Origin of the sequence: Rhodococcus sp. 15-2388-1-1a (assembly GCF_002259145.1) — a bacterium.
In the GTDB taxonomy this organism is placed as follows: Bacteria; Actinomycetota; Actinomycetes; order Mycobacteriales; family Mycobacteriaceae; genus Rhodococcoides.
In genome coordinates this window covers 35,153-60,768 of record NZ_NPFP01000016.1, presented here as the reverse complement: position 1 = coordinate 60,768, position 25,616 = coordinate 35,153, and the positions used below count along the sequence as shown (strand labels likewise).

Annotated in this window: 25 protein-coding genes; 23 read left to right on the top strand and 2 right to left on the bottom strand. The window is 63.9% G+C overall.

All coding sequences use genetic code 11. The features are described 5' to 3' along the window. The 12 genes from CH302_RS10715 (at nt 1) to CH302_RS10660 (ending at nt 12,552) form a co-directional block, all read left to right on the top strand. A complete protein-coding gene (locus CH302_RS10715; protein ID WP_230596410.1) occupies nt 1-783 on the top strand; it encodes an enoyl-CoA hydratase/isomerase family protein in 783 nt (260 codons plus the stop codon). Between the two features lie 65 nt (nt 784-848). Beyond that, on the top strand, nt 849-2,588 hold the full coding sequence (locus CH302_RS10710) for a class I adenylate-forming enzyme family protein (RefSeq protein WP_037194336.1): 1,740 nt from the start codon (nt 849-851) through the stop codon (nt 2,586-2,588). Nucleotides 2,589-2,608: 20 nt separating this feature from the next. Beyond that, a complete protein-coding gene (locus tag CH302_RS10705; protein ID WP_230596435.1) occupies nt 2,609-3,883 on the top strand; it encodes an aromatic ring-hydroxylating oxygenase subunit alpha in 1,275 nt (424 codons plus the stop codon). Further along, the gene (locus tag CH302_RS10700; protein ID WP_037194342.1) at nt 3,880-4,410 is read left to right on the top strand and encodes an aromatic-ring-hydroxylating dioxygenase subunit beta; all 531 of its coding nucleotides are present in this window, start codon (nt 3,880-3,882) and stop codon (nt 4,408-4,410) included. The genes CH302_RS10705 and CH302_RS10700 overlap by 4 nt, the downstream gene beginning before the upstream one ends. Before the next feature lie 50 nt (nt 4,411-4,460). Further along, the gene (locus CH302_RS10695) at nt 4,461-4,667 is read left to right on the top strand and encodes a hypothetical protein (RefSeq protein WP_032367469.1); all 207 of its coding nucleotides are present in this window, start codon (nt 4,461-4,463) and stop codon (nt 4,665-4,667) included. Next, nucleotides 4,657-5,955: an acetyl-CoA hydrolase/transferase family protein gene (locus CH302_RS10690; protein ID WP_082323807.1), complete on the top strand. Its 1,299-nt coding sequence runs from the start codon at nt 4,657-4,659 to the stop codon at nt 5,953-5,955. Before CH302_RS10695 ends, CH302_RS10690 begins: the two co-directional genes overlap by 11 nt. Further along, nucleotides 5,952-7,157, top strand: a complete 1,206-nt coding sequence (locus tag CH302_RS10685) for an acetyl-CoA C-acetyltransferase (RefSeq protein ID WP_037194344.1) — start codon at nt 5,952-5,954, stop codon at nt 7,155-7,157. Before CH302_RS10690 ends, CH302_RS10685 begins: the two co-directional genes overlap by 4 nt. A gap of 1 nt (nt 7,158) precedes the next feature. Beyond that, nucleotides 7,159-8,556, top strand: a complete 1,398-nt coding sequence (locus CH302_RS10680; protein ID WP_037194346.1) for an OB-fold domain-containing protein — start codon at nt 7,159-7,161, stop codon at nt 8,554-8,556. Continuing rightward, the gene (locus CH302_RS10675) at nt 8,553-9,749 is read left to right on the top strand and encodes an acetyl-CoA acetyltransferase (RefSeq protein WP_037194349.1); all 1,197 of its coding nucleotides are present in this window, start codon (nt 8,553-8,555) and stop codon (nt 9,747-9,749) included. Before CH302_RS10680 ends, CH302_RS10675 begins: the two co-directional genes overlap by 4 nt. Before the next feature lie 71 nt (nt 9,750-9,820). After that, nucleotides 9,821-11,029 carry an enoyl-CoA hydratase-related protein gene (locus tag CH302_RS10670; RefSeq protein WP_037194351.1) on the top strand — a complete coding sequence of 403 codons (1,209 nt, stop codon included), beginning with the start codon at nt 9,821-9,823 and terminating at the stop codon, nt 11,027-11,029. Between the two features lie 43 nt (nt 11,030-11,072). Then, nucleotides 11,073-11,264, top strand: coding sequence for a ferredoxin (locus CH302_RS10665; protein WP_032367183.1), 192 nt, complete (start codon nt 11,073-11,075; stop codon nt 11,262-11,264). Nucleotides 11,265-11,298: 34 nt separating this feature from the next. Next, on the top strand, nt 11,299-12,552 hold the full coding sequence (locus CH302_RS10660) for an NAD(P)/FAD-dependent oxidoreductase (RefSeq protein ID WP_037194354.1): 1,254 nt from the start codon (nt 11,299-11,301) through the stop codon (nt 12,550-12,552). Between the two features lie 28 nt (nt 12,553-12,580). On the opposite strand, the gene CH302_RS10655 is transcribed toward CH302_RS10660, so the two are convergent. Beyond that, nucleotides 12,581-13,297 (bottom strand): TetR/AcrR family transcriptional regulator, encoded by a 717-nt coding sequence (locus CH302_RS10655; protein ID WP_032367181.1) that lies wholly within the window; start codon nt 13,295-13,297, stop codon nt 12,581-12,583. A gap of 107 nt (nt 13,298-13,404) precedes the next feature. Between CH302_RS10655 and CH302_RS10650 the strand changes: the two genes are divergently transcribed. The 11 genes from CH302_RS10650 (at nt 13,405) to CH302_RS10600 (ending at nt 24,485) form a co-directional block, all read left to right on the top strand. Continuing rightward, the gene (locus tag CH302_RS10650; protein ID WP_052047988.1) at nt 13,405-14,613 is read left to right on the top strand and encodes a TetR/AcrR family transcriptional regulator; all 1,209 of its coding nucleotides are present in this window, start codon (nt 13,405-13,407) and stop codon (nt 14,611-14,613) included. A 317-nt stretch (nt 14,614-14,930) separates the two neighbouring features. After that, nucleotides 14,931-15,614, top strand: coding sequence for an MlaE family ABC transporter permease (locus tag CH302_RS10645; RefSeq protein WP_094633173.1), 684 nt, complete (start codon nt 14,931-14,933; stop codon nt 15,612-15,614). 27 nt (nt 15,615-15,641) lie between these two features. Next, nucleotides 15,642-16,505 (top strand): MlaE family ABC transporter permease, encoded by an 864-nt coding sequence (locus CH302_RS10640; RefSeq protein ID WP_371828148.1) that lies wholly within the window; start codon nt 15,642-15,644, stop codon nt 16,503-16,505. Continuing rightward, on the top strand, nt 16,502-17,701 hold the full coding sequence (locus CH302_RS10635) for an MCE family protein (protein ID WP_082323808.1): 1,200 nt from the start codon (nt 16,502-16,504) through the stop codon (nt 17,699-17,701). Before CH302_RS10640 ends, CH302_RS10635 begins: the two co-directional genes overlap by 4 nt. After that, entirely contained in the window at nt 17,698-18,711 is a 1,014-nt protein-coding gene (locus tag CH302_RS10630; RefSeq protein WP_032367178.1) for an MCE family protein, read from the top strand. Before CH302_RS10635 ends, CH302_RS10630 begins: the two co-directional genes overlap by 4 nt. A 16-nt stretch (nt 18,712-18,727) precedes the next feature. Next, nucleotides 18,728-19,723 (top strand): MCE family protein, encoded by a 996-nt coding sequence (locus CH302_RS10625; protein ID WP_032367177.1) that lies wholly within the window; start codon nt 18,728-18,730, stop codon nt 19,721-19,723. Further along, nucleotides 19,720-20,838, top strand: a complete 1,119-nt coding sequence (locus CH302_RS10620; protein WP_037194361.1) for an MCE family protein — start codon at nt 19,720-19,722, stop codon at nt 20,836-20,838. The genes CH302_RS10625 and CH302_RS10620 overlap by 4 nt, the downstream gene beginning before the upstream one ends. Further along, nucleotides 20,838-21,938, top strand: a complete 1,101-nt coding sequence (locus CH302_RS10615) for an MCE family protein (RefSeq protein ID WP_037194363.1) — start codon at nt 20,838-20,840, stop codon at nt 21,936-21,938. Before CH302_RS10620 ends, CH302_RS10615 begins: the two co-directional genes overlap by 1 nt. Continuing rightward, nucleotides 21,935-23,434 (top strand): MCE family protein, encoded by a 1,500-nt coding sequence (locus tag CH302_RS10610; protein ID WP_094649936.1) that lies wholly within the window; start codon nt 21,935-21,937, stop codon nt 23,432-23,434. The genes CH302_RS10615 and CH302_RS10610 overlap by 4 nt, the downstream gene beginning before the upstream one ends. A 17-nt stretch (nt 23,435-23,451) precedes the next feature. Next, nucleotides 23,452-23,982, top strand: coding sequence for a hypothetical protein (locus tag CH302_RS10605; protein WP_052047990.1), 531 nt, complete (start codon nt 23,452-23,454; stop codon nt 23,980-23,982). After that, nucleotides 23,979-24,485 (top strand): hypothetical protein, encoded by a 507-nt coding sequence (locus CH302_RS10600; RefSeq protein ID WP_052047991.1) that lies wholly within the window; start codon nt 23,979-23,981, stop codon nt 24,483-24,485. The genes CH302_RS10605 and CH302_RS10600 overlap by 4 nt, the downstream gene beginning before the upstream one ends. Before the next feature lies 1 nt (nt 24,486). Here CH302_RS10600 and CH302_RS10595 read toward each other — a convergent pair whose 3' ends face one another. After that, a complete protein-coding gene (locus tag CH302_RS10595; RefSeq protein ID WP_082323809.1) occupies nt 24,487-25,536 on the bottom strand; it encodes an MBL fold metallo-hydrolase in 1,050 nt (349 codons plus the stop codon). Nucleotides 25,537-25,616: the final 80 nt, after the last annotated feature.

The following is a 25,616-nucleotide window of genomic DNA, read 5'->3' as shown; positions in this document are numbered from 1 at the left end:
GTGACGACGGACGAACACACCCTGGTGACGGTCGAGGATCGAGACAGCGTCCGAGTTCTCACACTCAACCGTCCGCGGGTGAAGAACGCGATCGACATGCCACTGCGCGTAGTCCTTGCCGAGGCAGTGGAAGCGGCGATGGACGACGACTCGGTGCGAGCGATCGTGTTGACCGGTGCAGGCGGGGCGTTCTGCTCGGGTGGTGACATCTCGACGATGGCGCGGCAAGCTCCCGAGCTGACCCGCCCGCGAGCGCAGGCGGCGCAGCGGGTGATTCGTGCACTCTGGCGAGGTAAGCCGGTGATCGCGGCCGTGGAGGGCCCGGCATTCGGGGCGGGCACGGCGCTGGCGCTGGCCTGCGATCGTGTGGTCGCCGCGCGAGACAGCCTGTTCGGCACCACGTTCACCGGGGTGGGGCTGGCAGGGGACATGGGAATCTTCACCAGCCTGCCCGATCGCATCGGAGTCGCAGCAGCGAAGCAGTTGCTGATGTTCCCGCGGCGCATCTCGGGATCGGAAGCGGGAGAACTCGGTCTGGTCGATTCCGTCGTCGAACCCGGTGCCGCTCTCGACGCCGCGCTGTCCGATGCGGCCGCTGCGGCAGCAGGTCCCCCGTTGGCGTTGGCGGCGATCAAGGCGACATTGGCGAGCGGGATCGTCGACCGCGACGCGCGGCTCGATCTGGAAGTGGAGAACCAAGCGGTTCTGTTCGACACCGAGGACTTCGCCGAGGGTGTGCAGGCATTTCATGCGAGACGTCGACCGCAATTCGTGGGTCGGTGAGGGATGAACGGTTCTCTGCGCTCGGGTACATTTATTAATCTAACGGAGAATAAAGTGAGGCTGGCATGACTACCGGTATCGAGGATCGGCGCAGTGCGCTGATGAGCGAGCATCCCGAGTGGATACCACGCACTCTGGACGGCTGGCTCGACGAGTGCGCCGATCGCTATCGGCACCGTCCGTTGGTGCTGACGGAGGAGGTCACGTACTCGTACTCCGACGTGGCCGAACAGTCACGCCGCCTTGCGGACGGCCTGGCCTCGCTCGGGGTCCAGCGAGGTGATCGGGTCGGCCTGCTCATGGCCAACCACCCCGAGTTCGTCCCCCTCAAGTTCGCGATCGCGCGCGTCGGAGCGATCGCCATCCCCTTCAATTATCTGTACCGCCAGAACGAACTGGAATACGTTCTGCAGCAGTCCGAGTGCCGGGTGCTGATCACGATGAACGCGTACTCGACGCTCGATTACGTGGCCATGCTCGACGAAATCGCACCGGGGTGGGATTCCCTGTCGTTCGCGACACGGCCCGATTCGGCCGCCGACGCGGTGCCCGCTCTGCGTTCGGTCGTCGTGCTCGACACCGGCGGTACTCGACGCGTGAGTGCCATGACCGTGGCCGACCTGTCGGACCTCGGCATCGAGAATGCCGACGCGGCCGTGGGCCACGGTGCGGATCCGACCGACATCGGCGACATGCTCTACACCTCGGGGACCACAGGTTCGCCCAAAGGTGTACTCGTCACCCACGATGCGGTGCTGCGCACCGGGTACGCGTCCGCCCTGACCAGAGCGTACGAGGACGGACGTCGAATCCTGTTCTCGCTACCGTGCTATCACATGTTCGGCTACGTCGAGGGTCTGCTGTCGGTCATGTTCGTCGGCGGTGCCATCGTTCCCCAGACCTCGTTCAGCCCCGTCGGCTATCTCGCGGGAATCGAACGATTCGGGGCAACGGACATTCTCTGCGTGCCGACGATGGCTGTGGCGATCGTCGAACATGCCGACCGGCACAAGTACGATCTCCGGTCACTGACCGCGATCCTGTGCGGATCGGCCCCGGCCCCGGTGTGGCTGTGGGAGAAGGTCGAACGTGAATTCGGCGTCTCCGAGATCGTGACCGGATACGGCATGACCGAGTGCGGCGGGGCAATGACACTCACGCTGCCCGAGGACCCGCTCTCCCTCACATCCGATACCGTCGGCCGGCCCAAACTCGCCGGCGCGGCCAGCATCGAAGGATCGGACTCGTTGGTGGTCTATCGCACCGTCGATCCGCTCACCGGTGAACTGCAGCCGAACGGCTCCGAAGGCGAACTGGTGTCCTCGGGTCCCTCGACGATGAAGGGGTACTGGAACAAGCCCGAGGAAACTGCGGCGGCACTGCGGGGCGGGTGGCTCCACTCGGGCGACCTCGGCCTGGTCCGAGACGACGGGTACCTCCAGGTGACCGGGCGCAGCAAGGAGCTCTACAAGAGCGGCGGCGAGCTGGTCATGCCGAAGGAGATCGAGGATCTGCTCGCGGCACACGAGGGCATCAGCCAGGTCTTCGCGATAGGCCTGTTGGACGACCGATGGGGCGAGATCGGTTGTGCCGTCGTGGTTCGTGCACCCGGCTCGACCGTCACAGCAGCCGAGCTGATCGAGCTGTGCCGATCGAATCTGGCGCGATTCAAAGTACCGAAGAAGGTCGTCTTCCTCGACGCCGAGGAGCTTCCGACAACCCCGACCGGCAAAGTGCAGAAGTTTCGACTGGTGCAGCTGGCGACAGCGGCAGCAGCCCAATCCATGGAAGGAAGTGGAGTATGACCGCAGTCGTCCCCGCAGGGATGGACACCACCGGTACCGGAAGTCCGTCCGGGGAGTCGAAGTGCTCCCGATTGATCGAGCCGACCCGCGTGCACGGATCGCTCTACACCGATGAACAGATCTTCGCCGAGGAACTTGCCAGGATCTGGTACACCACATGGGTGTTCGTGGGTCACGAAAGTGAGATCCCCGAGCCCAACGACTACATCCGCAAGAAGCTCGGCCTGCAGGACGTGGTCATGACCCGTGACCGCGACGGCGAGGTGCATCTGTTGCTGAACCGGTGTGCACACCGAGCGAATCTGGTGTGCGACGACGCGCGCGGCAACTCGAGTTCGTTCCGTTGCCCGTACCACGGGTGGACGTACCGCAACACCGGTGAGCTGCTGGGGTATCCGTACAACAAGGGGTACGGCGGTAAGAACAACCTCGACCTGACCATGGGAAAGGTCCCACGAGTCGCGTCCTACCAGGGCTTCGTGTTCGGCAGCTTCGCGCAGGACGGACCCAGCCTCGTCGAGCACCTGGGCGGAGCCGCCGGTGAGATCGATCGGCTCGCGAATCTCTCGCCCGAGGGAAAGGTCGAACTCACCGCAGGGTGGCTGCAACACAAGACCAAGGCCAACTGGAAGCTGCTGACCGAGAACGAGACCGACGGCTATCACCCGCAATTCGTCCACGGATCGATATTCGGCGTGACCGGCTCGCCGATCGGCGCGCTGTACAGCGATGCGTCGACGGCCGTGACGCGAAACCTCGGAAACGGCCACAGCGAGAACGACCTTCGACCGGAGTTCCGCAAGTTCGACGAACCGATGCGCTGGTTCGGTACCACGGAATTTCGGGTACCGGATTACGTCGAGGCGATCCGGGCCCGTCACGGTGAGGATGCCGAACGAATTCTCGTCGAGGGCGCACCCCACGTCATGGTGTTCCCCAACCTGTTCATCGCCGAGATCCAGGTCTTCAACATTCAGCCTGTCGCCGCGGACGAGTGCGTGCAGTATGCAACCGCGGTGCAGCTCGCCGGAGCGCCGGAACTGAACAAGCGCATGATCTCTCAGTCGATCGGCTCCGTCGGACCGGCCGGAATGCTGCTCGCGGACGACACCGAGATGTACGAGCGAAACCAGCGCGGCGTCGGCATGCTCGCACCGGAGTGGCTCGACGTGCGTCGCGGTATCCATCGCGAGCAGACCGACGAGAACGGGTTCACGATCGGCACGGCCACGGACGAGGTCGGGATGCGCGGCTTCTGGGCTCACTACAAGAAACTGATGGAGGCCGACCAGTGAAAACAGCAGAGATCGCCGACGGACTCGTCGATGTGCCGGCAGGAACCGATCTTCGTGAGGTCGAGCAGTTCCTCTATCGGGAAGCACGATTCGCCGACGAGAACGATTACGACTCTTGGGAGGCGCTGTGGACCGACGACGCCATCTACTGGGTCCCCGCCTCGGACATGGACTCGGACCCGCTGACCTGTGTGTCGATCATCTACGACAACAGGAATCGTATTTCGACTCGGCTGAAGCAGGTTCGTACCGGAAAGCGGTATGCCCAGGCACCGCCGTCGCACATGCGTCGCCTGCTGTCCAACGTCGAGATTCTGGGCGGCCGTCGTTCCGCGGCAGGCGATGTCGATATCGAGGTCGGGTGCAATTTCATCGTCTTCGAGTCCAGGACACGAGGCAACGAGATCTGGGGCGGACGCACCACGTATCGGCTGCGACGAACGGAGACCGGCTTCGCGCTGGCCTACAAGAAGGTCGTGCTCGTCGATCACGACAAAGCCGTTGCCACAATGGGTTTCTTGATATGACGGTGGTGGGGGCAGGCAGTTCCGACGCAGGCGGTACCTCGCCCGGCGACATCGTCGGCAGCGAGTTCGCCGAAGTCGAGGTGACGTTCGACCGCTCCGGCAACGGCATTCGGCTTCGTCTGGAGGATCTGCGGACCGGGCGGGTTCGGTTTCTCGATGCGTTGGAACTGGAGACCATCGTATGGCTCAGCGACGGCCATCTGAATCAGTTGCTCGATCCGTCGTCCGACCGATGGAACAACAACAGTGCCGGGTAGCGTGATCGGCGCAGAACAGTCACTCGATCTCACGCGATTCGTTCGGCCCGGCGACAGCATCGTATGGGGTCAGGCGTGCGGTGAGCCGCAGACCTTGACCGAACGTCTTGTTGCACAACGCCATCAGATCGGTGCCGTTCGCTGTTTTGTCGGAATTCCGGCTCGGTCGATCCTGCAGCCGGAGTCGGTCGACGGACTCTCGTTGTCCTCGTACTGCGGGACCGGCAGCAATGCCGCACTGCACCAGGCAGGATTGCTCGAGATCGCACCGGTGCACTACTCGCGCATTCCGGACTTGTTGACGTCCGGTCCGGCGCGGGCCGATGTGGTGTTCGTTCAGGTCTCGGCTGCCGACGAGACCGGTCGACATTCGATGAGCTTGACCGACGACTACCTCTCCGCCGTCATCGATTCGGCCGCCGTCGTGATCGTCGAGATCAACGACAGGGCACCGGTGGTCGCGGGTGCCAGGACTCTCGGCCCAGGGGAGTGGACCGCGGCCGTTCGCAGCTCGCGTGAGCCGGCGCAGATGGAATCGGCTCACGCGAGCGACGTCGTGCACGCAGTGGCGCGGAACGTGGCGTCGTTGATCGAGGACGGAGCGACCCTTCAATTCGGGATCGGTGCCGTACCCGAGGCAGTGTTGCGTGAGCTGCACGGTCGACGCGATCTCGGTATCCACAGTGGCGTTCTCAACGAAGCCGCCATGGAATTGATGGAGTCGGGGGCGGCCACCGGAGCACGGAAGTCGCTCGACCGCGGCATTGCCGTCGCGGGGTTCGTCACCGGTACGCGTCGACTCTTCGACTTCGTGGATCGAAACCCCGCCGTGAACGTCAGATCGACCGGCTACACCCATGATTCGGCGATACTGTCCGCGCAGCATGCTCTTGCCGCGATCAACTCGGCCATCGAGGTCGACGTGTTCGGAGCGGTCAATGCCGAGGTCGCGGCGGGGAAGTATGTCGGTGCAGTCGGCGGGGCCATGGACTTCCTGCGCGGTGCGGCCGCATCACGTGGCGGACTACCGATCGTGGCTCTGCCATCGTCGGCCCGCGGGCTGAGCAGAATCGTGGCCGCACTCGGCGGTCCGGTCAGCACACCGCGGGCCGACGCGGCAATCATCGTGACAGAGAACGGCATTGCCGACCTTCGGGGGTTGTCGCTCGAACGCCGGGTCGAGGAAATGCTGAGGCTGGCCGACCCGGTGCACCGCGGCGAACTCGCGGCCGCGGCCGAGCCGATTCTTCGAGGAGAACATCAGTTGACGAGAGGAACTGTCAGATGAGACGCGCAGCAATCGTGGCACCACTGAGAACCCCGGTGGGTGCCTTCGGCGGTGCCCTGCGCCCGGTTCCGGCCGAAAACCTGGCCTCGGCGGTGATCCAGGCCGTGGTGGCTGCGTCGGGAGTCGATCCCGAACGGATCGAGGACGTGGCGTTCGCGCAGTCGTATGCCAACTCCGAAGCCCCGTGTATCGGACGATGGGCTGCGCTCGATGCCGGACTCCCGGTGGCAGTTCCTGGCTTTCAGACCGACCGGCGATGCGGGGGCGGGCTGCAAGCGGTGGTCACCGCGTCGATGATGATCCAGACGGGCGCGGCGGACGTCGTCCTTGCGGGTGGGGTGGAGTCGATGAGCAACATCGAGCACTACACCACCTCGGCTCGCTGGGGTTCTCGGTCGGGAAATCTCGCACTGTACGACCGGCTCGATCGCGGGCGGGAACGGTCGCAGCCGGAATGGCGGTTCGGGCGTATCAGCGGAATGATCGAAACGGCCGAGAATCTGGCGCAGAAGTACGAGATATCCCGAGAGCGGGCAGACGAGTTCGCGGTGCGCAGTCACCGCGCCGCCGCTCGAGCATGGGCGGACGGTTCGTTCGACGCCGAGATCGTCCCGGTGAATGTTCCCCAGCGCAAGGGTGATCCGATCACGGTCACCCGGGACGAGGGGGTTCGACCCGACTCGTCGATCGAGACTCTCTCTCGCCTGCGTCCCCTCATCGCCGGGGGAACGGTCACCGCGGGAAACGCGGCCCAGCAGAACGACGCGTCGAGTGCCTGTCTGGTCGTGGCCGAGGACAGGTTGGACGAGTTGGGTCTCGAGCCCATCGGCTTCCTGCACAGTTGGGCGGCCGTCGGATGCGAGCCGTCGATGATGGGGATCGGACCGGTCGGCGCAGTGCAGAAGTTGTTCGCCAAGAACGGCCTGGGTTTCGCGGATCTGGATCTGATCGAGATCAACGAGGCCTTCGCTGTACAGGTTCTGGCGGTGCTGTCCGGCTGGGGTCTGACACTCGACGACGTCGATTCCAGACTCAACGTCAACGGTTCCGGTATTTCCCTCGGGCACCCGATCGGTGCCACCGGCGGACGCATCATGACGACGATGCTCAACGAACTGCAGCGTCGCCGGGGGCGGTACGCACTCGAGACCATGTGCATCGGCGGCGGCCAGGGAATCGCCGCCATGTTCGAGAGGGCCTGACATGACTGCCGAGTTGGTGTCCTACGCCGCCTACCTCCCCACCTACCGACTGGCACCCGAGGACATCGGTGGCCGAGTGGGCGGAGCAGATCGGGTGGTGGCCTCGTTCGACGAGGACAGCACGACCATCGCCGTGGAGGCAGCCTCCGCCGCGTCGGCGGCGGAGTACGTACCGGCAACGGTGTACTTCGCGAGCTCGTCTCACGCATACGCGGACAAGACCAATGCCGTTGCAGTTCATGCTGCCTTGGGTTTGCCCTCCGACGTGTTCTGCGCGGATTTCGGTGGCACCGGAAAGTCGTCGATGGCCGCCATCAGGTGCGCGGCCGAATCCGGCGGTATGGCCGTCATGTCCGACGTGCGGACCGGACGACCCGGTTCCTCGGACGAACGGTCGGGCGGCGACGGCGGAGCTGCGTTCGTCTTCGCCGAGACCACCGAACAGGGCGCCGGAATCGCAGCATTGCTGTCCACGGCGTCGTCGACGCTCGAATTCCTCGATCGCTGGCGGGATCCGGCGTCGATCGGCGGGAGCCAGTGGGAAGAGCGCTACGGCCAGGAGGAGTACACCCCGTTGATCGCGGAGGTGCAGCGCCGGGCGCTCGCTGCCGCGGGTGTCGATGCACCGGACCACGTCGTACTCACCTCGCCGAACAGTGGAATTCGAAAGCGGCTGACCGCGTTGGCCTCCGGAACCGTCTCGACGGTCACGTCGACGTTGGGGTTCAGTGGTGCTGCCGACGTGGGGATCGCGCTGGCGGAGGTATTGGACTCGGCTGCGCCGGGGGAGACCGTTCTGGTCCTGTCCGCGGTCGACGGATGCGACGCTCTGGTTCTGCGCGTCCTTCCCGGCATCGTGAACCATCGTGCGAGACGTCCTGTTGCCGAACAACGCAGCGGGGGACACCGGATCTCGTATCTGACCTACCTGTCGTGGCGTGGGCTCCTCGACCGTGAGCCGCCGCGACGGCCCGAACCCGATCGACCGGCCGCGCCGCCCTCGGGGCGCGCGACGGCATGGAAGTTCGCATTCGTCGGATCCGGTTGTGATCGCTGCGGATTCGTCCACCTTCCGCCCGCGAGAGTGTGTCGCGGTTGCGGCAGCGTCGACTCCATGCACCCGGAATCTCGGCGAGGTGCGCGCGGGACGGTGGCTACGTCGACGATCGATCGCCTGGCGTTCTCGCCGTCGCCTCCGGTGGTGGAGGCCGTCGTCGACTTCGACGGCGGTGGCCGGTACTCACTGGAGGTCGCCGACGGCGCGGCGTCCTCGGTGACGGTGGGAAGTCGCGTCGAGCTGTCGTTTCGACGGCTGTTCACCGCGGGTGGAGTGCACAACTATTTCTGGAAGGCGCGACCGGTGAGCGAGGATCGTTCCGCAGTGGAGGAGTCGGTATGACCAGCAATGGGATTCGAGACCGTGTTGCGGTGGTCGGGATGGGCTGCACCGCCTTCGGTGAGCGGTGGGACAAATCCGCCGACGATCTCGTGATCGATGCCGTGCAGGAATGTCTGCCGGCCGACGGACGGCTGAGCCTGGCGGACGTCGACGCGTACTGGCTCGGCACTCTCGGATCCGGACAGTCCGGACTGGCGTTGAGCAGGCCGTTGGGCATCGACTACAAACCCGTCACCCGGGTCGAGAACTATTGCGCCACCGGCTCCGAGGCCTTCCGCAATGCGTGTTACGCGGTCGCCTCCGGTGCCTACGACACGGTGATGGCCGTCGGCGTCGAGAAGCTCAAGGACTCGGGCTTCTCGGGTTTGCTGCGTGCGGATCCGCCTGCGGACGGCACAGCCAGTGAGTTGTCACTCACGGCGCCGGCGGCGTTCTCGTTGCTCGATCCTGCCTACTGCGCGAAGTACGGCGTCGATCCGAACGACATGCGCAGCGCGATGACGCACGTGGCGTGGAAGAACCACGTCAACGGGTCGAAGAACGACAAGGCTCAGTTCCGGAAGGAAGTCGAACGCTCGAAGATCGAAGGTGCCGCCAAGGTGGCAGGGAGACTCGGTGTCTTCGACTGCTCGGGAGTGTCCGACGGGGCTGCCTGCGCGCTGATCGTCCGGGCCGAGGACGCGCTGAACTACACGGACACACCGATGTACGTCAAAGGCCTCTCGCTGGCTGCGGGGCCGATGCGAGGTGCGGTGGATCCGGCCTACGACTTCACGACCTTCCCCGAGGTGGTCCACAGTGCACGCGACGCCTACGCGCAGGCAGGTATCGAGGATCCGCGCCGAGAATTGTCGCTGGCGGAGGTGCACGACTGCTTCACTCCGACCGAGATCGTCCTGATGGAGGACCTCGGTTTCAGTGACCGGGGACAGGCCTGGAAGGAGATGCTGGCCGGCGATTTCGACTCCGACGGCAGCCTTCCCGTCAACCCGGACGGCGGCCTGAAGTCCTTCGGGCATCCGGTCGGTGCCAGCGGGCTGCGGATGCTCTACGAGTGCTGGTTGCAGTTCTCCGGGCGCGCAGGGCGTCGCCAATTGGACGATCCAAGGCTGGCGCTGACGCACAATCTGGGTGGTCGTCCCGGCGGTTGCGTCTCCTTCGTCTCGGTCGTCGGCAACTCGCCGAGTCGATAGTCGAGCAGCGCCTTGACGGGCGAGGCTATTTTTATTTATATTAAATTCGACAACCACGACGAAGGGGCATCATGGCGGAGGCCGGACCGATCGAGACCGCTCGCGCGCTGTATGCGGCGTTGGCCAGTGGTGACCGTGAGGTGCTGAAGAACGTCCTGCATCCCAGCTTCCGTGGCCACGCAACGGAGGGGCTCCCGTTCGGCCTCGGCGGAGACTACTCCGACGCGGCAGACATGCGGCGGAATTTCTGGGGTGGCATCGCCAAGGAATATTCGGCGGCGGCCCGCCCGGAAGAATTCGTCGGGCTCGAGGACGGACGGCTCTACGTGGCGGGAAGGTATGTCGGCACCGGTAGGTCGACGGGTGCCGCCCTGGACGCGGAGTTCGTACACGTGCTGACCTTCGTCGACGGCAAAGTCTCGAAACTGGTGCAGCTGACCGACTCACAACGCTGGCACGAGGCAGTCGATCGAACATCGCGGGGCGAACGGCAGCTGACGACCATCCGATATCGCGTCGAACAGTCGGTTGCGCGCATCACCCTCGATCGGCCCGAACAGCGCAACGCCATCGATCTCGCCCTGGCCGAGGACACGCTCGAAGTGGCCCGACGGTGCGCGGCGGATCCGACCGTGCGAGCGGTGCTCATCGAAGGATCGGGAACCAACCTCACTGTCGGCGGCGACATCACCTATTTCGTCGACGGCGACCCCGAGCAGATCGGACCGCTGCTGCGGCGGATGACCGGCCCGTTCCACGAAGCGTTTCGGCTGTTCAGCATGCTCGATGTACCCATCGTGACTGCTGCGCAAGGTGCCGTTGCCGGCGGCGGTCTCGGCTTCGTGTTTGCCGCCGACTTCGTGCTGGCGGCTCCGAACGCGCATTTCTCGACGGCGTTCGCAGCGATCGGATTGTCCGGCGACGGGGGCGGAAGCTGGTACCTGCCCCGGCTCGTCGGACCACGGCGTGCCGCGAAGATGTTCTTCCAGAACTACCGGGTAGGAGCCGAAGAGGCGGTGGAGTGGGGGCTGGTGACCGAGGTCGTCGACGCCGACCGGCTGGCCGACACGGCCTTCTCGCTTGCAGTATCGCTTGCGTCGGGCCCCACTCGAGCCTTCGGGAAGATGCGCCGACTACTTCGCGAATCGTCGACCAACACCCTGTCCGAGCACTTGCTCGACGAGATCGACGCTCTTGCGATCACCGGCGGGACGTCCGATGCGCGAGGTGCCATCGCCGCGTTCGTCGGTAAGCAAGCACCACAATTCGAAGGTCGCTGACCGTACCCGAAGAGGGGCGGTGAGCCGAGTGAAAGGAAATACGATGAAGGTCGTCGTCGATCGAACGAAGTGCACCGGATTGGGAATCTGCGAATCCCTGGCACCTGCCTTTTTCGAGGTGGATGATTCCGGTGATCTGCTCGCGCTCAAGGAGGACATCGAGCCCGACGAGTTGGCCGAGGTCGAGGAAGCCATTGCCGGCTGCCCCACCGAAGCCTTGCGAATCGAGCACTGACCGTGTTGGACACCCCCGGCAAGGTCACCGTCACATGACCGGTGTGTCGGCCGACAGCAGGCATCTGGTTGTCGTCGGTGCCTCGCTGGCCGGACTCAGAGCGGTCGAGAGTGCGCGGAAAGCCGGATTCGAAGGCACGATCACCCTGATCGGTGCCGAGAAACATCTTCCGTACGACCGGCCGCCGCTGTCCAAGGCATATCTCGAACCCGGTGTCGACGGGTCGAGCCCGGACGTCCCCTTCTTTCGTACTCCCGAGACCTTCGCCGAAGAACTCGACGTGACGATGCTGCTCGGCAACCCGGCCACCGGGTTGAGTATCGAGGAAAGAACTGTGCAGGTGGGGGATTCGGATATCCCGTTCGATCTGCTGATCATCGCGACCGGGGCCCAGGCGCGAGCTCTGTCCGGTACCGAACATCTCGACGGAGTGCACGGACTACGCACCATCGACGATGCGATCGCCGTTCGGGCTGCACTGGATTCGGGTGCTCGGACAGTCGTCATCGGCGCGGGATTCATCGGGTCCGAGGTGGCCTCCAACGCCAACAAGCGTGGTATCCCCGTCACCGTCGTCGAGGCGCTGGCGACTCCGCTCGTGCGCGCGATCGGACCGTCGATGGGTCCGGCGATCGCGTCGCTGCACAACCGTAACGGCACCGAATTGCGGTGTGGAGTCGGAGTGGACCGCGTCGAAGGGAACGGCCGGGTCGAGCGGGTCGTGTTGGCCGACGGAACCGTGCTCCCGGCAGAACTGGTGATCGTCGGCATCGGCACCGTTCCTGCCACCGGGTGGCTCGAAGGCTCGGGATTGACCCTGGACAACGGGGTCCTGTGCGACGAGACGCTGTTCACCGGAATTCCCGGCATCTACGCAGCCGGTGACGTGGCCAACTGGCGCAACCCACTCTTCGACCGCCACCAGCGGCTCGAACACTGGACAAGCGCGGCGGAGCAGGGTGCTGCTGCGGCCAGAAACGCACTGGATCCGGCGGCGGCCAAGCCGTACTCGACGGTCCCGTACTTCTGGTCGGACTGGTACGACAGCCGCATCCAATTCGTCGGAATCACCGATGCCGACGAGGTCGTCCTGGTGGAGGGTGATGTCGACGTCCCCGGCAAGTGGGTGGCGCTCTACCGCAAAGGCGAGACCGTCGTCGGCGCACTCACCGTCAACGGACAGGCGGACATCATGAAGTACCGCGTGCTCATCTCGAAGAAGACGGACTGGTCGGCAGCGTTGGAGTTCGCGGAGAAGCGCAAACTGATCGCGGCGGCGAAAGTCTGACCGTGACGAGGCCGGCGACTCGCTCCGGTCAGATCGCGGTCTGACCGGAGCGGCGACGGGGCCGTGCCGGTGCGGCTGTCTTGCGCGGCGCTGCAGCAGCAGTCGACGTGGTTTTGGGAGACAAGCCGGCCGAGACGATGGACTGGGCGGTGGCGACCACGGTGTCGAGGGAGCCCCGGCGTGGGTTCCACCATTCGGCCGCCCAGTTCAATGCTCCGATGACGAGCATCCGCGCCATCTTCACATCGAGGTCGTCGCGAATCTGGCCCTCGTCTGCAGCGTCCTTGAACAGCTTCTGCCAGATCTTGCCGTACTTGGCCTCCTCGGCCACCTGCCGCGCTCGGATCGACTCGGGAAGCTGACCGGCATTGCGAATCGATGCGGTCGTGTAATCCGAGATCTCGAGTTCGTGTCGCAGGTGTGCCTCCACCGCCACCAGAATGCGGTCCATCGGACTCGACGCGGGATCGACCGCGTCCAACACCGCGAGCACGTGCCGGCGCATGTCGGCGATGCCGACCCACATCACTTCCTCGATGAGTTCTTCGCGCGAGGGGAAGTAGTAGTAGATGGCCGGTGCCTGAAGTTCCGCGTATTCCGCGACATCGGTCAGCCGCGTTCCCGCATACCCCTTGATGCTGAGCACATGAGCAGCCGCGTCCAGAATGCGGCCGCGAGTCCGTGCGGATTTCGATTCGGGCAGTTCGCCCTCGTCGGTGAGCTTCGCGGTCGCTTTTCGTGCCATGGTCCGACTATAGATGTGCCGGGCACAATTCACGGTTCCGACCGATGTTGCAGCACTGGATATGGTGCACTGTTCGAACCTGACTTCGAAAGCACGGAACGAGAAGAATGCCTCCGCGGAACGACGCTGCTACCCGGCCTGTCACGGCGCGCGGGCGGGCGCGACGAGAACAGATCACCGCCGTCGCGGCCGAGCTGTTCCATCAGCGTGGCTACGAGGACGTGACACTCGCGGAAGTTGCTCGACGAGTGGATCTCACGGCACCTGCTCTGTACCGGCACTTCTCGTCCAAGGAACAGCTGCTGATGGCAGCGGTGGTGTCGACCCTCGGACCCGCCGAGTCGGTGCTGCGGCAGTACGCCGATCGCGACGTCTCCCATCTCGTCGCGCCGATGATCGACGTCGCGCTCGAGCGACGTGAGATCTGGACCCTGGTGCAGCGAGAAGTTCGACATCTGGATGCCGACGACAGACGTGTGATCGAGGGCCGCTACGCGATGATCGTGCATACCGTGACCGCATCGGTCTCCGCCTCGCACGCGGACCTCTCCCACGAGAACTGTCATCTGATCGCCTGCGCGATGCTCTCGGTTGCGGGCAGTCCATCGACCGACCCGGTGGACATGGATCTGTCCCGCTACAGAGAAGCGCTCGAGAACATCGAATTCGCACTGCTGTCCTTCGACCTTCGTCGGACTCGGGCGCGCCGTGACGGTGTCGGGGCTCTCGGCGATGGTGCTCGCCCTGGCTCCGATGAGGGCAGGACCGGGTCGAGGGTCACGGCCGTCGAGGACGCGGCCGTCGGACTGTTCTACCGGGTCGGTTACGCCGCGGTGACCGTGGACGACATCGGAGCCGCGGCCGGAATCACGGGTCCGAGTGTCTACCACTACGTCTCGTCCAAATCGGAGCTGCTGGTCGACGTCCTGTTCAGGGCGGTGACGATGGTGGCCGACGGTGCGCGCACGGCTCTGGCGCAGGCTGGCACGCCCGACGAGAAGCTGCGGGTGCTGGTGCGCAGCTATTGCGCAGTCGCTGCCGCGAACCGAGAGTTGTTCGGGGTCTACATCACCGAAGCCGGAAACGTGCCTCTCGGAGACGCTCGTCGGCTCCGTGAGTCGATGGCACGAGATGTCGATCGATGGGTCGAGGCAGTCATGCGATCGAGGCCGGGACTCGACGTGAACGACGCACGCGTTCGTGTCTTCGCGGCCCGTCGCGTGGTGACCGACATGGTCCGGCTCGAGCGAACCGACGAGGATCGTCTGGCCCACGTCACCGAGTTGCTGGCGCTCACCGTTCTTCAGGAGTCCTGAAACCGACCGAAGGTTTAATTTATCCAAGAATAAAGTTAATGAGCGTTAGGCCTTGCACATCGGCCGACGCTTGTGACAGGCTTCACAGGCGCGAGCGGCCCGCGGGGAAGCCGGTTCGTCGCCGCTGCCGGACAGGCAGGGTGCGCTGCGGGCAGGAAGCGAAATGCGTCCGCGGACAACCGACGTAGGAATCGAGAGGGGACCGGCTTGTCGTGAGTTCTGAACGCAAAGTAAAAAACGTGATAGAACAGGCTGCCCTCGGAGCCCCACGTCAGATCGGTAACTTCTACGCGACCGCGCTCGACGTGTTTCGCTTGATGTTCAAGCCGCCGTTCCACTTTCGTGAATTCGTGCAACAGGCGTGGTTCATCGCCAGTGTCTCGATCGTCCCGACTCTGTTGATGGCGATTCCCTTCTGCGTCATCGTGGTCTTCCAGATCAACCTCCTGCTCACCGAAATCGGCGCTGTCGACTTCTCCGGTGCAGGAGCAGGATTGGCTGTGGTTCGCGAGATCGGACCGGTCGTGACCGTGCTGGTGGTGGCCGGAGCCGGTGCAACCGCCATCTGCGCCGACCTGGGATCGAGGAAGATTCGCGAGGAACTCGACGCGATGGAAGTACTCGGCATCGATCCCGTTCATCGCCTCGTCGTTCCACGGGTGCTCGCCTCCATGGTCGTGGCTCTCTTCCTGAACGGTCTGGTGACCACTGTCGGGCTGGTCGGCGGCTACACGTTCGCGGTGTTCCTGCAGGGTGCGACACCAGGACAATTCATCACCAGCATTCCGGTGCTCACCAGTTTCGGCGATCTGATCGTCAGTGAACTCAAGGCTGCAGTGTTCGGACTACTCGCCGGGTTGGTTGCCTGCCACCTGGGTCTTCGTGCCAAAGGCGGACCGAAGGGCGTCGGTGACGCTGTCAACCAAACGGTCGTGTTCAGCTTCGTGCTGCTGTTCCTCGCGAACTCGATCATCACGACCATCTCACTTCAGTTGAAGTAGTCAGGAAGGCCGAGCGTGTTCGATTCGTTGACGAAATCCGGAGCAGGCGGATCCCGTTTTGCTCGCGGAGTACTGCGCACGACGCGAAAGCCCCAGGATGCGTTGGTCGGACTGGGTCAGCAGGTGCATTTTCATCTCCGCAGTTTCCTGTGGATCCGACGCACCATCGTGCACTATCGCAAGGAAGTCGTCCGACTCATCGCCGAGGTCTCACTCGGGACAGGCGCTCTGGCCGTGATCGGCGGAAGCGTCGTGGTCATCGGTTTCCTTACTGCGGCAGCGGGATACGAGGTCGGTCAGCAGGGAACGAAGACTCTCGGCAACGTGGGTATCGCCGCGCTCGCCGGGTTCGTCTCGGCATTCATCAATACCCGCGAGGCCATTCCCGTGGTGACCGGAGTGGCGTTGACCGCCACGGTCGGTGCCGGATTCACCGCACAACTGGGTGCCATGCGAGTCAGCGAGGAGATCGACGCACTCGAATCGATGTCGGTGCCGTCCATGCCGTATCTGGTGACGACGCGCATCATCGCCGGCTTCGTGGCGGTGATCCCGCTCTACGCGATCGCGCTCATCATGGGTTATCTCGCAACACAATTGGTCACCGTGGTGCTGGCAGGTGAGTCGAGTGGCACCTACGCCCACTACTTCAACGTCTTCCTCGTGCCCAGCGACGTGCTCTGGTCGCTGCTGAAAGTCCTTGCCATGGCGCTCATCGTGATGTCGGTCCACTGCTACCACGGGTACAACGCCAGCGGCGGCCCGGCAGGCGTCGGTGTGGCAGTGGGGCGCGCGGTCCGAACGTCGCTGATCGCCATCATGCTCGTCGACCTCCTGATCGGTATCGCCGTGTTCGGCGGCCCTGCGTCCAACGTTCGGATTTCGGGATGACGCGCACGCGGACGCGCCCAGCGGGCCAGGTGTCCCCGTCCGTGTATCTGGTACTCGGGGCGGTGCTGATCGTGGCCGTGGTGGCGTTGGCCTGGCTGTCCACTGCGTTCTACCGTGGTCTGTTCACCACAACCGAGGCGATCACGCTCGAACTCGACCGGTCCGGCCTTCTCATGGATCCAGGGTCGGATGTGAAGCTGCGAGGGGTGGTGATCGGCTCCGTCGACACAGTCGAATATCGGGACGGGAGCGCCGTTCTCACCCTCGCGATCACGCCCGACGAACTTCGGAAGGTCCCGTCGAACGTCGCTGTGCATCTCGAACCGACCACGGTCTTCGGTCGCAAGTTCGTCACACTCGAGATGCCGGCCGACCCGTCGCCGTCCTCGCTGCGTCCGGGGTCGACCATCGACGGCGGCTCCGTCACCGTCGAAGTCAACGACGTGTTCGCGAAACTGGTGTCGTTGCTCGACGTCGTGGACCCGCAGAAGGTCAATGCGACTCTGAGTGCAGTGGCGACCGCCCTCGACGGTAGGGGCGAGCAGGCAGGCACTCTGCTCACCGATCTCGACCGGTACCTCTCACAGTTCAACGGCAGCATCCCCACACTGCAACGCGACATCCCGAAAACTGCCGACAACCTCGATACCTTCGCCGACGCAACACCCGAGTTCCTCTCTCTCGCTGCGAATGTCGGCACGACCAGCGACACCGTGGTCGACAAGCAGGCGCAGCTCACTGCGTTCCTGGTCAGCTTCACCGCATTGGGCAACACGGGCGAGGACTTCTTCCGGAACGTAAAGGAACCGATGATCTCAGCACTGTCCGCACTGAGGCCGACCACGGCTCTGTTGGCGCGGTACTCACCACAGACCGTGTGCTTCTTCCAAGGTATGAGCCAGAACGTTCCGCGGCTCGAGCAGGTGATCGGTGGAACGAAGCCGGGACTGAACGTGCAGTCCACCATCATCGTCGGCCAGCCCGAGTACACCTACCCGAACAACCTGCCTCTGGTAGGTCTCGACGACGGACCCAACTGCCGGAGCACTCCCGTCGACTACAGCGATCCACTGCCTCCGCACGTGCAGTTCCACGACGGCAGCGAGGCCTACACACGAGAGTTCACCGCCGGTGAACTCGCCGACTCCCCGTTGCTGAAACTGTTGTACGGGCCGACCTTCATCTTCGGCCGATGACCGCCAGAGCTCCGGGCCTGAAGTTGATCGTGTTCATGATCATCACGGCGCTCACGACCGCGCTTCTGGCAACGGTGGTCGGAAACATGAGATTCGGACCGACTCGGACGTTCGTGGGGGTGTTCGCGGACGCGTCGGGAATCGTGTCGGGCGAGGACGTCAAGCTCGCCGGGGTCCCGGTGGGCAAGGTGAATTCGGTCGACCTCGCGATGGACGGCTCGAACGTCGTCAGCAAGGTCTCGTTCACGGTGGACCGCGCGATCGTCTTGACCTCGGGCACCACACTGGCGATCAAGTTCAAGAATCTCATCGGTGATCGATACCTCGAAGTGTCCCAGGGCCCAGGCAGTCTCGACGCCCTTCCCGACGAATCGACGGTGCCCCTGGACAAGACCCAGGCGGCCCTCGATCTGGACGAACTCGTCAACGGCTTCAAGCCGCTGCTGCAGGGGCTCAGTCCCGAGGACACGAACATGTTCACGTCCTCACTCGTCCAAGTGCTCAACGGACAGTCGCAGGTCATCGGTTCGTTGGTGCAGCAGATCGGTTCGCTCACCGGAACCTTGGCGGACAAGGACGAGGTGATCGGCCGAGTGATCACGAACCTGAACAACGTGTTGGTCACCGTCGACAGCAGGCGCGGACAGTTCTCGTCGATGATCGATCGACTGCAGAAGATAGTCACAGGACTGTCCGATGACCGGGTGCGCGTGACAGACGCGATCACGAACGTCGATGCGGTGACCGCGACGCTGTCGTCCGTCCTGAGTGAATCCAGACCCGCTCTGCAACAGGACATCACGCAGCTGGGCGCATTGTCGTCGAACTTGAACGCCAGTAGCGACACGTTGAACATGGTGCTCGGCCAGCTCCCCCAGGCGTACAAGTTGCTCGGCCGTGGCACCTACGGCAGCTTCTTCAACTTCTACCTCTGCGGTGTGGCAATCAAGTTCAGTGACCAGCTCACCACCCCCATGGCCGTATCGCCGACGCAGAGGTGCCAGCAATGATCGAGGGGTACCAGAAATGAAGCCGTTCCGAGACAGGAACCCGGTCCCCATCGGGATCGCAGGAACAGTGGGCATAGTTCTCGCGCTCGTCGTTGCCTTCAACTTCGACTCGCTCCAGTTCCTGAACGGAAGCAACACCTACACAGCGGAGTTCGTCGATGCCTCGGGTCTGCACACGGGAGACGACGTGCAGATCAGCGGTGTCAAGGTCGGAAAGGTAGCCGACATCGGACTCGACGACGGCGTCGTCGAGGTCGAGTTCTCGGCGACGACGACCGACGTGGTTCTCGGCGACCGAACCGAGGCCGCCATCAAGGTCCAGACCGCGCTGGGACGACGCTATCTCGATCTGGAGCCGGCCGGTTCCGACGTGCTGCGGCCGGGCTCGACCATTCCACGTGAGCGCACGCGCGCCAGCTTCGACGTCAGTACCTCGTTGTCGGATCTGACCCGAACGGTCACGGACACCGATGTGCCGGACCTGTCGGGAACCTTGGACACCGCCGGTCAGGTCTTCGATCGATTGCCCGCCGATCTGCGCGGATCACTCGAGGGCGTGAACCGGCTCTCGCAGACGGTCTCGTCCCGAAACGACGAGCTGCACTCACTGTTCGAGCACGCCGACGGAGTGACCGGCGTACTCGCCGAGCGCAATACCCAACTCTCGCAACTCTTCACCGATGGCCAAGCATTGTTCACCTCGTTGAACGAGCGGTCGGACACCGTGCACTCGCTGCTACTGAACATTCGATCGGTATCGGCACAGTTGACGGCGACCGTGTCGGAGAACCGTGAGCAGATCGGGCCGACACTCGACCAGCTGAACAAGATCGCGCAGCTGCTGCAGAACAACTACGACAACCTGAACCAGAGCTTGACCAGGGCTGCCCCGTTCGTACGGCAACTGGGCGAGTCGGTGGCGTCCGGTCCCTACTTCCAGGTGATCATCCAGAACGTCGTCCCCACCGATCTACGTGGTCAGCTCCCCAACAGCTTCGGAGGAGAGCGATGAAGCGCGCGAGTCGATGGATGCCCGCCACCGGACCTCTCGTGATAGGTCTGGTCGTGTGCGCTCTACTCGCATCGGTGGGGATCGTGGCCGTGGGACATATGTCGAAGATCAGCGTCACCGCCGATTTCACCAACTCGGTCGGGCTGTACGAGGGAGACCCGGTCACCATAGCCGGTGTCCCGGTCGGAACCGTCGACGCGATCACTCCCCAGGGCGCAACCGTTCGTGTGCACCTGACGTTCGACAGCGCGTACGACGTGCCCGCCGATGCGAGTGCAGCGATCGTCGCCCCGACGCTCGTGACAGGACGTTACGTTCAACTGGCTCCGACGTATTCGGGTGGGCCGACGTTGAGCGACGGCGCCGCCATTCCCGTCGAGCGCACCGCGGTTCCGGTGGAGTTCGACCAACTGAAGGACCAGCTCTCGCAGTTGACGGCAGATCTCGGCCCGGAAGGTCTCAACGCGGACGGTTCGGTCAACGAGCTGCTGGCCTCGTCGGCAGACGCGCTGTCCGGCAACGGCTCCACTCTGGGAGAAACGGTGCGAAGCCTGTCCGAGGCGACGACCACGTTGAACGACAGCGGCGAGGACATCTTCGCTACGGTCCGCAATCTGCAGGCTTTCGTCTCCGCGCTCTCGGCCAACGACGAACAAGTCGATCGTTTCGTTCGGCAGTTGGCGGACCTGTCGACTCTGTTGAACAACAACAGAACCGAATTCGATGCAGCACTGCAGGAGCTGGTTCCGGCGATGGAGCAGGTGCGCACGTTCGTGGCGGACAACAAGGACCAGTTGAGTACCGATGTCACCCAGTTGGTCGACATCACACAGCTTCTGGTCAATCGTGAGGACGACATCGCCGAGCTGCTGCACGTGGCACCGACAGCATTGTCCAACCTGTACAACATCTGGGATCCGTCGGCCAATTCACTGACCGGAGCATTGGCGGTGCCGGATCGGGTCGACCCGCTCAACTTCATCTGCGGACTGCTCACGACCGTGGGAGCACCCCAGAATCAATGTGCCGACATCGCAGCTCAACTCGGTGGTGTGGCTGCGTACGCGGCTCCACCGGCACCGGCCGCGGACAGCCCCGAAGAAGGTGAACGCTGATGAACAGGCGTGTACGCGGCGTCGCCGCTGCAGCAACACTGGCTGCCATGGGGGCGGTCACGGGATGCTCGTTCGACGGCCTCAATTCCTTTGCGCTTCCCGGCAACTCGACCGGGGGAGAGCCGGTGTTCACGATCGAGGTCGAGATGGCGGACGTGCAGAACCTGGTCGGTAACTCCGAGGTGAAGGCGGGCAACGTCACGATCGGAACCGTTCGATCGGTTCGGGTCGATTCCTCGATCGCAGTACTGACCGTCGATCTTCGGCAGGATGCGTACCTCGGCTCGAACTCCACGGCGACGCTGGCGCAGAAGAGCCTGCTCGGTGCGCAGTACCTGGAACTCGCCACGCCGGCGGGGCAGGAGACCGTCGGGCAGCTGCGCGACGGTGACGTCATCCCGCTGTCGCGGACCAGCCGCTTTCCGGAAACCGAAGCGGTGCTGTCCACGCTCTCGCTGTTGCTCAACGGTGGTGGACTGCAGCAGATCAGAACGATCACCCGAGAATCCAACGCTGCGCTCGGTGGCAACGAGGAAGCGATCAACGCTCTCTTCGGCCGGGTGGCCACCTTCGTCGACGGTCTCGATTCGCAGCGTCAGGACATCGTCAGAGCGATCGACTCACTCGACCGGCTCAGCGGTGAACTCGCTTCTCAGACGGGCACCATCGACCGGGCGGTGACGTCGATACAACCGGCGCTCGAGGTGCTCGACGACCAGCAGCAGTTGCTGCGCGACATGCTCGGGTCGGTGGGATCGGCGGCCGCAGTGGCGAACGAGGCACTCGACGCGAGCAAGGACGATCTGACCGCCAACCTGGCCAACCTGGCTCCCACGTTGACCGAACTGGCTGCGACCGGCTCCACACTGGCCAATTCGTTGATCATTGCAGGCACGATTCCGTTCCCGGTCACGACGGCCGCCAACACGATTCGCGGTGACTACATCAACCTGTTCATGAATCTCGACATCTCGATTCCGACTCTGCAGAACGACGTACTCGGCAGCATTCCCGACCCGGCCTCGTTGCTCGGAATACGAACGGCCACCGGTGCCGTCGACCCGTTGCTCGCTCCCGTGGGCGGAGGGGAACCGCGATGACCAAGTTCGTTCGTGCCCAGTTGGTGGTGTTTCTGGTCCTGACCGTGGTGAGCCTGTCGTACGTCACCTACAACTACCTCGGACTCAAACGGGTCACCGGGATCGGGACCTATACCGTCGAGGCCCATTTCGTCGATGCGGCGGGGCTGTACGAGAACGCGATCGTGACGTATCGCGGCATCGACGTCGGGTTGGTCCGCAGCGTCTCGGTCACGTCGACCGATGTGGTTGCCGAGCTCCAGATCGACTCGGAGTATTCGATCCCGGCGTCGTCTGCAGCCGCCGTCAAGAGCGTCTCCGCCATCGGCGAGCAGTATGTGGATTTCACACCGGAATCGGAGGACGGCCCGTTCCTGGTGGACGGATCCGAAGTCTCGGTCGACTCGACGTCGGTGCCGACCTCGACGGGAACGCTGCTGTCCAACGCCCAGGCACTACTGGCGTCGGTTCCCGGCGAAGACCTGCGTACGACGATCGACGAGTCGTTCGACGCCTTCAACGGTCTCGGGCCGGATCTGGCGCGGCTGCTCGACTCGTCGCAGTCGTTGGTCTCACTCGCGTTGGCGAACGTCGATCCCACGGTTCGCTTGATCGAGGACTCGGAACCGTTGCTGGACACAGGCATCGACGTTCGCCCGCAGACGCTGTCCTCGGTGTCGGATCTGAACGGGTTCTCCGAGCAGTTGGTGGCGAACGACGCGCAGATCCGCGACACCCTCGACGTCGGTCCCGGCTTTGCCGACACGGTGAGCTCTGCGTTCACCCAACTCCAGCCGGCCCTCCCGATGATGCTGGCGAACCTGCAGACCGTCGGTCAGGTTGCGCAGGTCAATCTCCCCGGGATCGAACACGTTCTGGTCGTCTACCCGGCACTGTCCTCGGCTGTGGGCAACGTGTTCCGCGAATTCCCGCTCGGGGGAGATCCCGATCGGGGTCAGGGTCCACTGGATGTCAAGCTCGGCAGTACACAGCGGCCCGCACCCTGCACGGAGGGGTTCGGTGGTATCGAGCGCCGCGACCCGTCCGACACCTCGCCCATGGACCCCGACACCAATGCGTATTGCACACTCCCTCAGGATGATCCGCGTGCGGTGCGCAGTGCGCGAAACCAGCCGTGTGCAACCGATCAGTCGGTGCGGACAGCAGAGGTGGCCAATTGCCCCCGCGGGCTGCCCTCGACCTGGGCCGAGATGTTGGCACGCCCGAACGGTGCCACCGGCCCCGGCCAGACCGTGCCTGCGCCCGTGGTCGCTCCGATCGCTCCGGCTGCGCCCGTTGCCGAGTCGGTACCGGCCGCAACGGAACCCACGACCGAAGCGGAGGAGGGAATGTTGGGGTTCCGTGACACGGGTGAATCGGTGCCGTACGACCCGTCCACGGGCAACTTCTTCGCTCCCGACGGAAAGATGTACACGCTCTCCGGCGTCGACGACACGAACAATGGAAAGGAGCTTCGAACATGGCAGGATCTGCGGTTGACCCCACTGAGGAAGTAGCGACACAGGATGAGCCGGTGGAGGATTCGAGTGCAGAGAGCACGTCCACCGCAGGCAACGGCGCCGGCCGACGGCTGACCGCGCTGTGCGCGGTGTTGCTCGTACTGTTCGTGAGTGCAGTGGCCGCGGCGACGGTGTTCACGGTCCAGAGCCGCGACGGTCGTGAGGTCACCGCTCGCAACGACGCGGTGCTCAGCACTGCCCGCGCCGCTGCGGTCAATCTCGTCACGCTTCGATACTCGTCCGCTCGTGATGACCTGGACCGCATTCTGGCATCGACGACGGGTGATTTTCGGAACCAATTCTCCGATGTGTCCGGCAGTTTCGAGAAGGTACTCGGTGACGGGCAGGTCGACTCGACGGGACAGGTGAACGAAGCAGGCGTCGTCACGTCGGACGAGAACGCCGCGACGGTGTTGGCGGCAGTGACGTCCACCGTGAAGAACACGGAAGCTCCCGATGGGGAGGAAAGGACGTATCGCATGAAGATCAGCCTGGAACACATCGACGAGTCCTGGCTCGTGTCGAACGTGGAGTTCGTCGCATGAGGCGTCCTGGACGGTGGTCGCGACGAACCGCGAAGGTCACCGCGTCGATTCTCGGAGTGCTGACGGTCGGAGCGATCGCAGGAGCGGCCTGGACCTGGTCCGAGGCCCGTACGGACGAGCAGATCAGTGCCGCACGGACAGCGGCGACGGCGGTTGCAGGCGAACAGGTTCCGCGTCTGCTCTCCTACACACCCGACACGGTCGATACTGCCTTGACCGACGCGTCCGATGCACTCACCGGGGAGTTCAAGGACCAGTTCGGTGAGCTCTCGACGACGGTGATCGCCCCGACCTCCAAGGACAAGGGCGTGACGACCGACGCCACCGTGGTGGAGTCCTCGATCGTCGACGTCGACGTCGATTCCGCAACCCTGCTCATGTTCGTCAACCAGACGACGACCACTACCGCGGATCCGGCACCCGCTCTTGCCGGCAGCAGAGTCGTCGTGGCACTGGTCGATACCGATCAGGGATGGAAGATCTCGGACCTGCACCCGGTGTGAGTCAGAGTGGGCGGTACGAGTCCGTCAGGCCGTCGGTGGTTCGGGAGACGTAGCCGCGCCATTCGAGGAGGTCTGCGTGCGCGACGGCTTCGAGGATCGCCGTCCACTGCTGGTTCGGGGCCAGTTCGGCCAAACCGATGTTGCGTCTTGTCCACTTCATGGCCGACGCGATGGCGAGTCCGGTCGATGCTCCGGCGTCGATCAGTTCGTGTACTTCACGTAGTCGGGCTTCGTGATGGTCGATCAATTCCTGAGCTCGCTCGTGAACGACCGGCTGCGGGATTCCGTGGGCCGGCATCATCTCGGCCGGAGCATGATCGACGAGCAGTCGAAGTGACGTCAGGTAGGACCGTAGGGCCATCCGGTCCGGGGAGCGCTCGTAAGCGATCGACGGGGTGATCCGGGGCAGTACGTGATCGCCGCTGAACAACAGGTTGCTTGTCTTGTCGTGAAACACCAGGTGTCCGCGTGTATGTCCCGGTGTGGACAGTACTTTGACGACGGTTCCGGACAGTCGAAGGTTCTCGTCCCCGTCGAGGTACTGGGTCGGATGCCCGTACGCCGTGTGTTTCTCGGTGTCGGCAACCGGCGTGGCTTCGAGTCGTCTCGCATGTTCGTCCGCGCCTGCCCCGTCGAGCAATCCGACCTGGTTCGGGAATGCCCCGTCGAGTTCGGCCCACGCCCGAATGCTGTGCTGCTCGTTCCGTCCGAGCAGCAGGGTGGTGTTGCGCTCTCGGTGCAGTGCGTATGCCTGGGTGTAGTGGTCCCAATGCGAGTGCGTGACAAGCATTGTCGAGACCTCGTCCATCGAGGAGCCGGCCTCTGTCAAAGCTGTGTTCAGCGACTGCTCGGTGTCCTCGGACACCCAACCCGGGTCGATCAGGGTGACTCCGTCGGTGCCCAACAGGGCGTAGCAGTTGACGCTCTTCAGTTCCGGTATCGGTAGGGGCAGAGGTATTCGCAGGACGTTGTCGGCCACGAATTCCCACTGGCCCACCTCGATCGGAGGTGTGGTGGTGGTGCACTCCGGTGCTCGAGTGGATCCATTCACGGCCGGTACTCCCTCGCTGGTGAAACGGGTCGGGCATTCTCATCGAATTTAACATGTGATAAAAAGTGTCGACGATGCGA